Raw genomic sequence first — 13010 nt, 5'->3', positions numbered from 1 at the left:
ACCTGCCGTCTTCGGGGGCCGGGCCCGGAGATATCCTGGCGGCATGTTCCGCTCCCTCGGTGCCCTGGTGGGTGACCTGCTGATCGTTCTGCTCTTCGTCGCGATCGGCCTGATCCAGCACGGCGATTCGCTGACCACGCAGAACCTGTTCACCGTGGGGTGGCCGTTCGCCGTGGGCGCGCTGCTGGGCCATCTGGCCATCCGTTCCTGGCGGGCGCCGTTCGCGCTGTGGCCGCAGGGCGTGTTCGTGTGGGCCATCACGATCGCCGGGGCGATGGTGATCCGCAGCCTGCTGGGTGCCGGTGCCGAGCTGTCCTTCGTGCTGGTCTCCGCCGCGGTCACCGGCGTGCTGATGCTGGGCTGGCGGGCCCTGGCCCTCCACCTCACGCGCGGGGAGCGCACGCCCCGTGAGCGGCACGAGGCCCGCGCCCGGGCCTGAGGCTCAGCACGCGCTGCCGGGTTCTCAGCAATCCTTCTCGAAGCGGATGTCGATGGCCCGCCCGTGCGAGGGCAGTCCCTCGGCATCGGCCAGCGTGGTGGCTGCCGTGCGTGCCGAGGCGAGCGCCTCGCGGTCGTACTGGACCACGTGGATGCCGCGCAGGAAGGTCTGCACGCTCAGACCGCCGTCGTACCGGGAGCTGCCACCGGTGGGCAGGACGTGGTTGGAGCCGGCCGCGTAGTCACCCAGGCTCACCGGTGCGTAGGGGCCGACGAACACCGCCCCGGCGTTGGTGACGCGGGCGGCTGCGGAGGCGGCGTCGGCGGTGTGGATCTCCAGGTGCTCGGCACCGTAGGCGTTGACCACGGCGAGCCCCTGCTCGAGTCCGTCGACCAGGACGACGCCGCTCTGGGGGCCGGCGAGTGCCGTGCGGATCCTCTGCTCGTGCATCGCCTGCGGTACCTGCACCGCGAGCTGCTCCTCGACGGCGGTCAGCAGCGCCTCGGAGTCGGTGACCAGCACGCTGGCGGCGAGCGGGTCGTGCTCGGCCTGGGAGATGAGGTCGGCGGCGACGTAGGCCGGGTCGGCGGTGTCGTCGGCCAGGATCGCGATCTCGGTGGGGCCGGCCTCGGCGTCGATGCCGACGGTGCCGCGCACCAGGCGCTTGGCGGCAGCGACGTACACGTTGCCGGGACCCGTGACCAGGTCCACGCCCTCCAGCCCGCTGCCGTCGCCGAGATCCTCGGCCCCGTGCGCCAGCAGCGCGATGGCCTGTGCTCCGCCGGCGGCGATCACCTCGGTGACGCCCAGCAGGGCGCAGGCCGCGAGGATGGTGGGGTGCGGCAGGCCGCCGTACTCCTTCTGGGGCGGTGAGGCCAGCACGATCTGCTCCACCCCGGCCACCTGGGCGGGCACCACGTTCATCACCACGGAGCTGGGCAGCACGGCCCGGCCGCCGGGCACGTACAGGCCCACGCGCCGCACCGGGACCCAGCGCTGGGTGACGGTGCCTCCCGGCACCACCTGCACGCTGGCGTCCGTGCGGCGATGCGCCTCGTCGACCCGCCTCACGCGTGCGGCGGACTCCTCGAGCGCAGCCCGGATGGCGGGGTCGAGCCCGGCCAGCGCCCGCTCCAGCTCGGCCTGCGGCACGCGCAGGTGCTCCGGCCGGATCCCGTCGAAGCGCTCGGAGGCGTCACGCACGGCGGCGGCGCCCCGCTCCTTGACGTCCTCGACCACGGGGCGCACGGCCGCGGCAGCGGCCTCCACGTCGAGCTCGGCGCGCGGCAGTGCCGCGGTCAGCTCGGCTGCGGTGAGGGTGCGGGCACGCAGGTCGACGGTGGTGAGGATCGGCATGCGAACAGTCTATGGTCGTGCCTGTGCTCGTCGCCTTCCTGCTCACCCTCGTCGCCGGTGGCGCCACCAGCATCGGTGCGGCGCTGGGGGTGCTGGGACGCGGCACCTCCGCCCGGACGCTCGCCGGAGGGCTCGGGCTCTCCGCCGGGGTGATGCTGTACGTGTCCTTCATGGAGCTGCTGCCCGAGGGGGCGGCGGCGCTCTCGGACAGCGCCGACGGCTCGCCCACCGGCCGGGGCTCGGCGCTCGCCGTCGCCGCGTTCTTCGGCGGCATCGCACTGATCGCCCTGCTGGACCGGCTGGTGCCGGAGCCGGTCAACCCGCACGAGTTCTCGGGCCGGGTCGATCACGCGGACGTGCACGGTCCTTCACGAGAACCGGCGGAGCAGGCGGCCGACAGGGCCCTGCGGGCACGACTGCTGCGCACCGGCACGGTGATGGCGATGGTGCTGGCGCTGCACAACGTGCCCGAGGGCTTCGCTACCTTCGTGGCGGCCCTGCAGGCCCCGGAGATCGCGATCCCGGTGGTCGCTGCGATCGCCCTGCACAACATCCCCGAGGGTCTGGCGGTCGCGGTTCCCGTGCATCGGGCCACGGGCTCGAGGGCCAAGGCGTTCTGGCTGGCCACCATGACGGGGCTGGCCGAGCCCGCCGGCGCCGTGGTCGGCTACCTTCTGCTGTCACCGCTGCTGGAGGGACCGGCGATGGGGGCGGTGCTCGCGGGCGTGGCGGGGGTGATGGTGTTCGTGTCCCTTGACGAGCTGCTGCCGGCCGCCGAGGAGACCGGGGAGCACCACACGGTGATCTACTCGCTGATCGCGGGAATGGCGCTGATGGCAGTCACCTTGATCGTGCTGTGAGGTGTGATCGTGCCGAGCGGTGTGATCGTGCCATGCGGTGTGGATGCAGGGAGCCCTGAACAGGTGCCTCCAGGAGCCCCGTGCGAGAGGGCGGCCACCCCTGCTCGGGGTGACCGCCCTGCGCCAGGCCAGCTCGATCAGTAGCTGGAGAAGCCGCCCTCGGTCAGGGTGTGCTGCTCATCGCCCGTGATCGGCGGGTTGAAGATCGAGACCAGGATCAGGTCCTCGTGCTCGGAGGCCTCCAGGTGGTGCGGGTCGTGCTCGTCGAGCACATAGATCACGCCGGGGGTGATGTCGTAGCGCTCGGTGCGATCGGCGTTCCACACGGTGCCGGAGCCGCCGATGCAGTAGCAGGCCTCGAGGTGGTTGCGGTACTCCAGCGGCGAGCTGGTGCCCTTGCGCACCACGGTGTGGGCCACGGCGAAGCCCATGTTGTCCTTGGCGGTGAGGATGCGCTGGCTGGTGCCGCTGCCCCACTCGACCTTCTCGACGTCATCGATGGATCGCGTGAACATGAAGTCCCTCCTGGGGTCGGGGTGATGCGTGGGAGACCTGCGCTGCTGAGGGCGCGCTCGGTCCACCGCGAGCCTATCGACGTCGTTCTGCCCCTCACAACGGGTCCGCCGTGCGATACGCGGCGCCCACCATCCGGTACGGCCATCCCATCGACCGATCACCGATCACCGATCACCGATCAGTAACGATCCCCGCGCTCTCCCGTTCCGAGCACAGCCCCCGGTAGTGTCGTGGATCACGCACCCCGCCGTGGGGTGCACATCGACCTGAGGAGCCACCATGAGCGCAGTCCAGCCGACCCCTGCCGGCCACGACAGCCCGAATGCTGACGGGGCGCCCCGCGAGGCCGCAGGCACCGACGTGGACGACCGGCCCCGCACCGGCAAGCGCAAGGGATCACTGTTCGGTCCGGGCCTGATCATCGCGGCCTCGTTCATCGGGCCGGGCACCCTGACCACGGCGATCGTCACCGGTGCGAGCTACGGCTTCGCCCTGGCCTGGGCGGTGGTGTTCTCGATCGTCGCCACCATCGTGCTGCAGGAGATGGCATCGCGCCTGGGGATCGGCGGGCGGATCGGGCTGGGCGAGGCGATGCGCCGCACCTTCGAGAACCCGATCGCCAAGGTGCTGATGGTGATCCTGGTGGTCGCGGCGATCGGCATCGGCGGCGCCGCCTACGCCGGCGGTGACACCACGGGCACCGCCCTGGCCGTGTCCTCGGTGCTGCCGATCGACATCCGCATCATCATCGCCCTGATCATCCTGGCCATCTTCGGGCTGCTGGTGACCGGCAGCTACAAGGTGGTCGAGAAGGTGCTGATGGCGATGGCGGTGATCCTCGCCCTGCTGTTCGTGGCCACCGCCTTCGTGGTCCAGCCCCCGTTCGGCGAGGTGCTGAAGGGGATGTTCGTCCCCTCGATCCCCGCGGGCGCCGCCCTCACCACGATCGCGCTGATCGGCACCACGGTGGTTCCCTACAACGTGTTCCTGCACGCCTCCCTGGTCCAGGAGAACTGGGGCGAGATGGAGGAGAACAAGGCGATCCGTGAGGCCCGCGTGGACACCGTCTCCTCGATCACGCTGGGCGGCATCATCACTCTCGCGGTGATGGCCACTGCCTTCGGCGGCATGTTCCTCAAGGGCATCACCGCCGAGACCGGCACGGACCTGGCCCGAGCCCTGGAGCCCCTGCTGGGCGATGCCGCCGGCTGGGTGTTCGCCCTGGGCCTGTTCTGCGCCGGCTTCACCTCGGCGCTGGCAGGTCCACTGGGGGCCGCCTACGCCATCTGCGGTGTGCTGGGAGTGAGCACCGACATGAAGTCCTGGAGCTTCCGGATCGTGTGGATCGCGGTGCTGGCGATCGGTGCGCTCATCGCGCTGACCGGCTTCGAACCGGTCTCCATCATCATCATCGCGCAGGCCGCCAATGGCCTGCTGCTGCCGATCATCGCGGTGTTCCTGCTGATCACCATGAACAACCGCCGGCTGCTGGGCAAGCACGCCAACGGCGTGGTCGCCAACGTGCTGGGCGCGATGATCACCCTGGTGGTCATCGGCCTGGCGATCTACCAGCTCGGAGGGCTGGCCGGCATGTGGTGACCCGGTCCCGCCCTCCGGCCTCCATGCACCGGAGGGCGGGATCCCCCTCGCATCCCGTACGGTGGGCGGCGTCGGCCCCCGGGCGGCCGACACCCCCAGCCGATAGTCTTGACGTCAAGACAGTTGCCGCACCGAACCGAGGGAGCCCCGCGAACCATGGCGCGCATCATCTACACCCACACCGACGAAGCACCGATGCTGGCCACCGCATCGTTCCTGCCGATCCTCGAGGCCTTCTCCACCACCGCCGGGATCGACGTCACCACCCGCGACATCTCCCTGGCCGGTCGCATCCTGGCCGCCTTCGGCGACGTCCTGCCCCAGGACCAGCAGGTCGACGATGCCCTCGCCGAGCTGGGCCAGCTTGCCAAGACCCCCGAGGCCAACATCATCAAGCTGCCCAACATCTCCGCCTCGGTGCCGCAGCTGAAGGCCGCGATCGCCGAGCTGCAGTCCCAGGGCGTGAACCTGCCGGACTACCCCGAGTCCCCCTCCACCGATCAGGAGAAGGACACCCGCGCACGCTACGACTCCGTCAAGGGCTCGGCCGTGAACCCGGTGCTGCGCGAGGGCAACTCCGATCGTCGCGCCCCCGAGGCCGTCAAGAGCTTCGCCCGCAAGCACCCCCACCGCATGGGCGAGTGGAGCGCGGACTCGAAGACCTCCGTGGCCACCATGGGCGACGACGACTTCCGCCACAACGAGCAGTCCGTGGTGATCGAGGGCCCCGGAGAGCTGTCCATCGTGCACATCGGCGCCGACGGCGCAGAGACCGTCCTGAAGGCACCGTTCCCGGTGCTGGACGGCGAGGTCGTGGACTCCACCGTGATGCGCGCCGAGGCGCTGGACGCCTTCCTGCGCGAGCAGGTCGCGGCGGCGAAGGAGCAGGGCGTGCTGTTCTCCCTGCACATGAAGGCCACCATGATGAAGGTGTCGGATCCGATCATCTTCGGGCACGCCGTGCGGGCCTTCTTCCCCACTCTCTTCGCGCAGCACGGCGAGCAGCTGAAGGCCGCGGGTCTGTCCCCCGACAACGGCCTGGGCGGCATCCTCGCCGGTGTCCAGGAGCTGGACGCCCAGACCCAGGAGGGCGTGAAGAAGGCCATCGAGCAGGATCTCGCCGACGGCCCCGCCCTGGCGATGGTCAACTCGGACAAGGGCATCTCCAACCTGCACGTGCCCAGCGACGTCATCATCGACGCCTCCATGCCCGCGATGATCCGCACCTCCGGCCACATGTGGGGCCCGGACGGCGAGGAGGCCGACACCCTGGCGGTCATCCCCGACTCCTCCTACGCCGGCGTGTACGACGCGGTGGTCGAGGACTGCAAGGCCAACGGCGCCTTCGACCCCACCACCATGGGCACCGTGCCGAACGTGGGCCTGATGGCGCAGAAGGCCGAGGAGTACGGCTCCCACGACAAGACCTTCGAGATCCCCTCCCCCGGTCACGTCGAGGTGCGTGATGCGAGCGGCTCCGTACTGATGAGCCACGAGGTCCAGGCCGGGGACGTGTTCCGCGCCTGCCAGGCCAAGGACGCCCCGATCCGCGACTGGGTGCAGCTGGCCGTGCGCCGCTCCCGCCTCTCCGGCATGCCGGCCGTGTTCTGGCTGGACCCGGAGCGCGCCCACGACCGCAACCTGATCGCCAAGGTCGAGGCCTGCCTGGCCGAGGAGGACACCGAGGGCCTGGACATCCGCATCCTCTCCCCCGTCGAGGCCACCAAGCACACCCTGGAGCGGGTGCGCCGCGGCGAGGACACCATCTCGGTGACGGGAAACGTGCTGCGTGACTACCTGACCGACCTGTTCCCGATCATGGAGCTGGGCACCAGCGCCAAGATGCTCTCGGTGGTGCCGCTGATGAACGGCGGCGGCCTGTTCGAGACGGGTGCCGGTGGCTCCGCCCCCAAGCACGTCCAGCAGCTGGTGGAGGAGAACTACCTGCGCTGGGACTCCCTGGGCGAGTTCCTGGCCCTGGCCGAGTCCCTGCGCCACCTCTCCCGCACCGCCGACAACGCTCGCGCCGAGGTGCTGGCCGACGCCCTGGACCGCGCCACCGCCACCCTGCTGGAGGAGGGCAAGTCCCCGCAGCGCAAGCTGGGCAGCATCGACAACCGCGGCAGCCACTTCTACCTGGCCCTGTACTGGGCGCAGGAACTGGCCAAGCAGACCGAGGACGCCGAGCTGGCCGAGGCGTTCGGCCCGCTGGCCGCGAAGTTCAGCGAGGCCGAGCAGACGATCGCCGAGGAGCTGCTGGCCGTGCAGGGCTCCCCGGCCGACATCGGCGGCTACTACCGTCCGGATCAGGAGAAGACTGCACGCGTGATGCGACCCTCGGCCACCTTCAACGCCATCCTCGACGAGATCGCCCTGGCGCTCTGAGACGAGCCCAGCACGATCGAGACGTGCACGCACGGCAGCGGCCGGTCATCCTCGCGATGATCGGCCGCTGCTGTTCGAGCCTGCACGCCGCCCCCGCCGGGAGCAAGGAGCACCCATGCCCGTGATCACCGCACCGTCGGACGGCATCGACCTGCGCTACGACGTCTCCGGCACCGGCCCTGCCGTGGTGCTCCTGCACGGCTCCGTGCTCAGCCGCGCCATCTGGCGAGGACTGGGCTATCTGGAGCCGCTGGCCGAGCACCACACGGTGATCCGGGTGGATCTGCGGGGCCACGGCAGCTCCGACGCCCCGCACAGTGCCGATGCCTACACGCAGGAGCGCTTCGTCTCGGACCTGCTGGCGGTGCTGGACGCGGAGGGCCTGGAGGCGGCATCCCTGCTGGGCTACTCCCTGGGTGCCCGCATCGGCGTGAGCACCGCAGTGCGCCACCCGCAGCGGGTGTCGCGCCTGGTGAGCCTGGGCGGGTCCGCCTCCGCTCAGCACGGAGCGGTGGACGAGGTGTTCTTCCCCGGGGTGATCGAGTCGGTGGCCTCCGGCGGCATGGAGGAGTTCTGCACCCGTCAGGGGCTCGGACCGCAGGTGGAGGACAGGCGCGCCCGCGCCACCCGCGCCGCGTTTCTGACCGCTGATCACCAGGCGATCGCCGCCCTGCTGGCCGCGACCGACGCCACCCCGGGGATCCCCGCCGAGCAGCTCGCGCAGTGCGAGGTGCCGGCACTGTGGATGGCCGGCACCGAGGACCACCCGCGGTTCGAGGAGTCCCGGCAGGCGGCGGCCGTGATGCCGCGCGCGCAGTTCGTGCCGCTGGAGGGACGCGACCACGGAGGAACGCTGGCCCCGGCCGGACCCGTGCTGAAGCACGTGCTGCCCTTCCTCGCCGCGGATCAGAGCACCTGACGCACCAGCGCCACCAGGGCAACCGCCACGATGATGCCGCGCAGCCCAGAGGTCCAGGGCGAGTCGATCCTTCCTCACCCCGCGGGGCCAGAGCCTGTCGGTGAGCACGCGGAAGTCGTGCTCGCCGGGGCCGTCGTCATCGACGAGATCGCGCACCCGCCCCAGGAGGATTCCGGGGGCGGGTGCGCGAGGCGGTCATTCGAAGCGCGTCAGCGCAGCGCCGCGAGGGCCGCCTCGTAGTCGGGCTCGTCGGCGATCTCGGGCACCTGCTCGGTGTACAGGACCGTGCCGTCGGCGTCGACCACCACGACAGCACGCGAGAGCAGACCCGCCAGGGGACCGTCGGACATGGTCACCCCGTAGTCCTCACCGAAGGTGGAGCGGAAGGCGGAGGCACTGACCACGTTCTCGATGCCCTCGGCACCGCAGAAGCGCTCCTGGGCGAAGGGCAGGTCACGGGAGACGCACAGCACGGTGGTGTTCTCCAGCCCCGCGGCGAGCTCGTTGAAGCGGCGCACGCTCATGGCGCAGGTGCCGGTGTCCACGGAAGGGAAGATGTTCAGCACCACGCGCTTGCCGGCGAAGTCGCCGCTGGTGACAGGACCCATGTCCGTGCCGACCAGATCGAACTGGGGTGCCGATGATCCCTTCTGCGGCAGCTCGCCGACCGTGGAGACGGGATTGTTCTGGAAAGTGATAGCAGCCATGTCCCCATCCTCACGCGCCTGCCTGGGAACCACAAGGACGGACCTGAGACGCACGGATGGGCAACCGGTCGACGGCATCGGACCGCGGAGCCTCCCGTCGGCCCGCGGCTCGCTCACTCCATCGTGGCGCGCAGTCGCTCCACCTGCTCGTCCACGTCGAAGTCCGCGGCGGGCCACTGCGGATCGATCGCCTCCAGCGCGTCCAGCAGCAGCTGCTGGACGGCGATCCGCGCGTACCACTTGCGGTCCGCCGGCACCACGGTCCACGGGGCGTGGTCGGTGGAGGTGGCGGCGAGCGCCCGGTCGTAGGCCTCCATGTAGGCGGGCCAGTGGACTCGCTCGTCGAGGTCGCCGGGGTTGAACTTCCAGTGCTTGTCCGGGCGCTCCAGCCGCTCCATCAGCCGTTCGCCCTGCTCCTGGGCGGAGATGTGCAGCATCACCTTGATCACGGTGGTGCCGGCCTCGGTCAGCTCCTGCTCGAACTCGTTGATCGCACGGTAGCGGCCCTGGATCTCCCGCTCGTCAGCCCAGCCGTGCACCCGGTGGATCAGCACGTCCTCATAGTGGGAGCGGTCGAACACGCCGATCATTCCGGGGGCCGGGGCGTGCGGCCTGATCCGCCACAGGAAGTCGTGCTTCTTCTCCTCGTCCGTGGGTGCCTTGAAGGCGCTGATGTCCACACCCTGGGGGTCCACCGAGCCGACCACGTGGCGCATGATGCCGCCCTTGCCGGAGGTGTCCATTCCCTGCACCACCAGCAGCACACTGCGGCCCTCCCCGGTGGGACGACTGGCCGCGTAGAGCCGCTCCTGGAGGTCGTCGAGGCGCTCGTCGAGCGCGGCCAGGCGATCCTCACCGTCCTGCTTGTCGCCCTGGAAGCCGGGGGTGGAGCGGGCATCGAGGTCCATCACCGAGCCGGTCCAGCCGGGAGGGATCCTCACACCCCGCGGGGCATCGGAGCTGACGCGCACGTCCGCGCCGACGCCCGCGCCACCTGAATCATCTGTGCCATGGATCTCATTCATGCGCTTCAGAGTAGTGGGACCCGGTTTGACGCGCCGCCCGCGGGGGGCGAGGGTCGGCCCATGACGACCCTTGCGATCACCCACGCCCATGTCCAGCCCGTCACCGACGATCCCTTCGACGGCACCGTCCTGGTGCGGGACGGGGTGATCACCGCGCTCGGCCCCGACGTGGACGTCCCCGGCGACGCCGAGGTGGTGGACGCCGACGGCGCATGGCTGCTGCCCGGGTTCATCGACGCTCACGTGCACCTGGGCGTGCACGAGGAGGGTGAGGGCTGGGCCGGCAACGACACCAATGAGATGACCGACCCGGTGATGGCCGCGGTGCGCGCCATCGATGCGATCAACCCGATGGAGGTGGGCTTCGACGACGCCATCGCCGGCGGGGTGACCGCTGTGAACGTCAACCCCGGTTCGGGCAACCCGATCGGGGGCCTGGCCGTGGCGATCCGCACCCACGGCCGCGTGGTGGACGACATGGTGCTGCGCGAGCCCTCCGGGCTGAAGGCCGCCCTGGGTGAGAACCCCAAGCGCGTGTACGGCGAGCGCAGCGCCACTCCGTCCACGCGCCTCGGGGTCGCGCTGACCATCCGCAAGGCCTTCGCGAAGGCCCGCGCCTGGAGTGCGAAGGACCCGGCCGAGCGCGACAGCGACCTGGTGTCGGAGGCTCTGGCACGGGTGCTGGCCCGCGAGATCCCATGGCGACAGCACGCGCACCGGGCCGACGACATCGCGACCGCCCTGCGCATCGCCGAGGAGTTCGGCTACGAGCTGGTGCTCGACCACGGCACGGAGTCGTACCTGATCGCCGATCGCATCGCGAGGGCCGGGGTGCCCGTGCTGTACGGACCCCTGATCGTCTCCCGCTCCAAGGTGGAGGTGCGCCACCGCACCACCCGCGCCCCGGGCATCCTGGCGCGGGCCGGGGTGAAGGTATCCCTAATCACCGACCATCCCGTGGTGCCGATCGACTTCCTCGTGCACCAGGCTGCCCTGGCAGTGAAGGACGGCATGGACCCCTCCGATGCTCTGCGCGCGATCACCGTGAACCCTGCCGAGGTGCTCGGTCTGGGTGACCGGCTGGGTTCGTTGGAGGTGGGCAAGGATGCAGACCTGGTGCTGTGGGACGGTGACCCGCTGGACCTGCGCCAGCGGACGCTGCGCGTGTGGCAGGCCGGCCGCGAGGTCATGCACCGCGGTGAGGACGGGCAGCCCATGATCGCGGAGCGCTGAGCGCTCAGTCGTCGATCCGCACGTCCTGGGTCTCCACGTCGACCTCGACGTCCACGTCGTCGTTCGAGCCGTCCGGGACGATGTCGACGGTGTAGTGGATCCGGTCGTCATCGGACTCCAGCGACCAGCCGGAGACTCGGCCGTCCTGTGCTCCCAGGGCTAGTTCGATGGCCTCGGCGTACGGCATCGGATCGGCGATGTCGACGGCGGGCTCGCCGTCGTCGTCCTGGTCGCGCTCGTGCTCGATGATCTCTCCGCTGATGGCGCTGAGCTCGATGGCGTGCTCCTGGGCATCGTTGCGGATCTCGATCTCCCACTCCCAGCCGTTGCGGCGGTCGTGGTCGATGGTGATCGAGTGGACGTCCCCTCCCCCGGCGGCGTCCAGGGCGCGCTGCACGGCGTCCTCCGCGGGGATGGGCAGCTCGGTCGAGGCCAGGTCGGCATCGGCCGGGAGCTCGGAGCCCGCTGCGGAACCGCCGCCGTCGGATGCGGCCGCGCCGTCGTCGGAGGTGGCGCCACCGTCATCGAAGGCACCTCCATCAGAGGATCCGCCACCGTCGGATGCGCCGCTGCCCTCCCCTGCGTCCTGTTCCTGGGTCGGCTGATCGGGCTGGGCGGGGCCCTCGGTGTCGGAGCCGCATCCGACCGCCAGGGCCAGGACGAAGGCGGCCCCGGCGGCGGAGCGGACCAAGCGGCGGCTGGTGATGGTCATGGGGGTTCTCCGTTCCTGGAGGTGGCCCGGGCGCCACCGTGCTGATCGCACTGGCCACCCGGTTCGCTGATCAATCCAGCGTAGGCATGGCCGGTTGGGCGGGCGCGGATTCTGAGAGCACTCCCATCCGCAGTTCACGAACGGACGCCTGATATGCCTCCTGCCTGCACGGATGAACGGACCGACCGACCGTTAGCACCGGTTCTTGGCAGGTGGCACGTGACCTGGGTTACGGTCACTGGGTCAGCAGATCCACGGATCCGCGGTCGTGTTCCATCGCGACCGTCCTCGGATCTGACAGCTGTATGAGAGAGGTATGCACATGACTTTTCAGGGCAACATCCGAGACCTGCAGCGCGCAATCGTTGTCGACTCCACCGGCGACAAGGTCGGCTCCGTCGGCCAGGTGTACGTGACCAACGAGGGGCAGGACCCGTCGTGGGTGACGGTCAACACCGGCCTGTTCGGGACCAACGAGACCTTCATCCCCCTGGCGGACGCTCAGTTCACCGACGGTGAGATCCGCGTCCCGTACGAGAAGAAGTTCATCAAGGACGCTCCGAACATCGCGGAGGACGGCGAGATCTCTCAGGAGCAGGAGGCCGAGCTCTACCGCTACTACGGCGTCCAGGATCCCTCCCGCGACGGCCACCTCGATGCAGGTGACCGCACCGGTGGCACCGTCGATGACCGCACCGGGACGGGCGTGGGCGCTGCTGGCGCCGGCGTCGGTGCCGCTGGGGCCGGCGTGGACCGTGACCGCGATCTGGACCGCGACCGACGCGACGGCGTGGACCGCGACCTCGACCGCCGTGACGACGACGGCGTGACCCTCCACGAGGAGAAGCTGAACGTCGGCACCGAGCGCCGTGAGGCCGGCAAGGCGCGCCTGCGCAAGTACGTGGTCACCGACACCGAGCAGGTGGAGGTTCCCGTCCAGCGCGAGGAGCTGGTCGTCGAGCGCACCCCCGCCACCGGCGAGGATCGTGGCGGCCGCCTCGGTGAGGACGAGACTGAGGTGACCCTCCACGAGGAGCGCCCCGTCGTCAGCAAGGAGACCGTCGCCACGGAGGACGTCAACCTCGGCAAGCGCACCGTCACCGACACCGAGACCGTCACCGAGCAGGTGGGTCACGAGGAGGTCGATGTGCAGACCGGTCGCGACGACCGCGTCTGAGCAGCATCTGAGGGAACCAGGACAGCCAGCGCGTCAAGCGCCCTGACCCCTGAGTCCTGATCCAGGAAGGGCGCACCCCCAC

Annotated in this window: 12 protein-coding genes and 1 pseudogene; 7 read left to right on the top strand and 6 right to left on the bottom strand. The window is 70.3% G+C overall.

Annotated features, from left to right (window positions below):
• The first annotated feature begins 43 nt into the window (after nt 1–43).
• On the top strand, nt 44–439 hold the full coding sequence (locus tag M3B01_RS10070; protein WP_259791793.1) for a DUF3054 domain-containing protein: 396 nt from the start codon (nt 44–46) through the stop codon (nt 437–439).
• 24 nt (nt 440–463) lie between these two features.
• Here M3B01_RS10070 and hisD read toward each other — a convergent pair whose 3' ends face one another.
• Nucleotides 464–1795 (bottom strand): histidinol dehydrogenase, encoded by a 1332-nt coding sequence (hisD, locus tag M3B01_RS10065; RefSeq protein WP_259791792.1) that lies wholly within the window; start codon nt 1793–1795, stop codon nt 464–466.
• Between the two features lie 11 nt (nt 1796–1806).
• Here hisD and zupT point away from each other — a divergent pair, with 11 nt between their 5' ends.
• Nucleotides 1807–2655, top strand: coding sequence for a zinc transporter ZupT (gene zupT / locus M3B01_RS10060; RefSeq protein ID WP_259791791.1), 849 nt, complete (start codon nt 1807–1809; stop codon nt 2653–2655).
• 137 nt (nt 2656–2792) lie between these two features.
• On the opposite strand, the gene M3B01_RS10055 is transcribed toward zupT, so the two are convergent.
• Nucleotides 2793–3170, bottom strand: coding sequence for an ectoine synthase (locus M3B01_RS10055; protein ID WP_193864570.1), 378 nt, complete (start codon nt 3168–3170; stop codon nt 2793–2795).
• A 280-nt stretch (nt 3171–3450) separates the two neighbouring features.
• On the opposite strand from M3B01_RS10055, the gene M3B01_RS10050 reads away from it, so the two are divergent.
• The 3 genes from M3B01_RS10050 (at nt 3451) to M3B01_RS10040 (ending at nt 8074) form a co-directional block, all read left to right on the top strand.
• A complete protein-coding gene (locus M3B01_RS10050; RefSeq protein WP_259791790.1) occupies nt 3451–4770 on the top strand; it encodes an Nramp family divalent metal transporter in 1320 nt (439 codons plus the stop codon).
• Between the two features lie 156 nt (nt 4771–4926).
• The gene (locus M3B01_RS10045; RefSeq protein ID WP_259791788.1) at nt 4927–7155 is read left to right on the top strand and encodes an NADP-dependent isocitrate dehydrogenase; all 2229 of its coding nucleotides are present in this window, start codon (nt 4927–4929) and stop codon (nt 7153–7155) included.
• Nucleotides 7156–7270: 115 nt separating this feature from the next.
• Nucleotides 7271–8074 (top strand): alpha/beta fold hydrolase, encoded by an 804-nt coding sequence (locus tag M3B01_RS10040; protein WP_259791786.1) that lies wholly within the window; start codon nt 7271–7273, stop codon nt 8072–8074.
• A gap of 54 nt (nt 8075–8128) precedes the next feature.
• Here the strand turns inward: M3B01_RS10040 and M3B01_RS14735 are convergent.
• From M3B01_RS14735 to M3B01_RS10030, 3 genes and pseudogenes are all read right to left on the bottom strand, one after another.
• Nucleotides 8129–8230 (bottom strand): annotated as a pseudogene (locus M3B01_RS14735) (histidine phosphatase family protein); the annotation flags it as partial.
• Nucleotides 8231–8283: 53 nt separating this feature from the next.
• Entirely contained in the window at nt 8284–8781 is a 498-nt protein-coding gene (tpx, locus tag M3B01_RS10035) for a thiol peroxidase (protein WP_259791785.1), read from the bottom strand.
• Between the two features lie 113 nt (nt 8782–8894).
• Nucleotides 8895–9806 carry a polyphosphate kinase 2 family protein gene (locus tag M3B01_RS10030; RefSeq protein WP_259791783.1) on the bottom strand — a complete coding sequence of 304 codons (912 nt, stop codon included), beginning with the start codon at nt 9804–9806 and terminating at the stop codon, nt 8895–8897.
• Between the two features lie 60 nt (nt 9807–9866).
• Here M3B01_RS10030 and M3B01_RS10025 point away from each other — a divergent pair, with 60 nt between their 5' ends.
• Nucleotides 9867–11039: an amidohydrolase gene (locus M3B01_RS10025; protein WP_259791781.1), complete on the top strand. Its 1173-nt coding sequence runs from the start codon at nt 9867–9869 to the stop codon at nt 11037–11039.
• A gap of 4 nt (nt 11040–11043) precedes the next feature.
• On the opposite strand, the gene M3B01_RS10020 is transcribed toward M3B01_RS10025, so the two are convergent.
• Nucleotides 11044–11751: a PepSY domain-containing protein gene (locus M3B01_RS10020; RefSeq protein ID WP_259791779.1), complete on the bottom strand. Its 708-nt coding sequence runs from the start codon at nt 11749–11751 to the stop codon at nt 11044–11046.
• 322 nt (nt 11752–12073) lie between these two features.
• Here M3B01_RS10020 and M3B01_RS10015 point away from each other — a divergent pair, with 322 nt between their 5' ends.
• On the top strand, nt 12074–12928 hold the full coding sequence (locus M3B01_RS10015; RefSeq protein ID WP_259791777.1) for a PRC and DUF2382 domain-containing protein: 855 nt from the start codon (nt 12074–12076) through the stop codon (nt 12926–12928).
• Nucleotides 12929–13010 lie beyond the last annotated feature (82 nt).

Source organism: Brachybacterium sp. p3-SID957, assembly GCF_025144775.1.
GTDB classification, from domain to species: domain Bacteria; phylum Actinomycetota; class Actinomycetes; order Actinomycetales; family Dermabacteraceae; genus Brachybacterium; species Brachybacterium epidermidis.
This window is presented reverse-complemented; position numbering and strand designations above follow the sequence as displayed.

Bases quoted from the DNA above. Each gene is read 5' to 3' on its own strand.
- M3B01_RS10070 (WP_259791793.1), top strand. From the start codon at position 44: ATGTTCCGCTCCCTCGGTGCCCTGGTGGGTGACCTGCTGATCGTTCTG.
- hisD (WP_259791792.1), bottom strand. From the start codon at position 1,795: ATGCCGATCCTCACCACCGTCGACCTGCGTGCCCGCACCCTCACCGCA.
- zupT (WP_259791791.1), top strand. From the start codon at position 1,807: ATGGTCGTGCCTGTGCTCGTCGCCTTCCTGCTCACCCTCGTCGCCGGT.
- M3B01_RS10055 (WP_193864570.1), bottom strand. From the start codon at position 3,170: ATGTTCACGCGATCCATCGATGACGTCGAGAAGGTCGAGTGGGGCAGC.
- M3B01_RS10050 (WP_259791790.1), top strand. From the start codon at position 3,451: ATGAGCGCAGTCCAGCCGACCCCTGCCGGCCACGACAGCCCGAATGCT.
- M3B01_RS10045 (WP_259791788.1), top strand. From the start codon at position 4,927: ATGGCGCGCATCATCTACACCCACACCGACGAAGCACCGATGCTGGCC.
- M3B01_RS10040 (WP_259791786.1), top strand. From the start codon at position 7,271: ATGCCCGTGATCACCGCACCGTCGGACGGCATCGACCTGCGCTACGAC.
- tpx (WP_259791785.1), bottom strand. From the start codon at position 8,781: ATGGCTGCTATCACTTTCCAGAACAATCCCGTCTCCACGGTCGGCGAG.
- M3B01_RS10030 (WP_259791783.1), bottom strand. From the start codon at position 9,806: ATGAATGAGATCCATGGCACAGATGATTCAGGTGGCGCGGGCGTCGGC.
- M3B01_RS10025 (WP_259791781.1), top strand. From the start codon at position 9,867: ATGACGACCCTTGCGATCACCCACGCCCATGTCCAGCCCGTCACCGAC.
- M3B01_RS10020 (WP_259791779.1), bottom strand. From the start codon at position 11,751: ATGACCATCACCAGCCGCCGCTTGGTCCGCTCCGCCGCCGGGGCCGCC.
- M3B01_RS10015 (WP_259791777.1), top strand. From the start codon at position 12,074: ATGACTTTTCAGGGCAACATCCGAGACCTGCAGCGCGCAATCGTTGTC.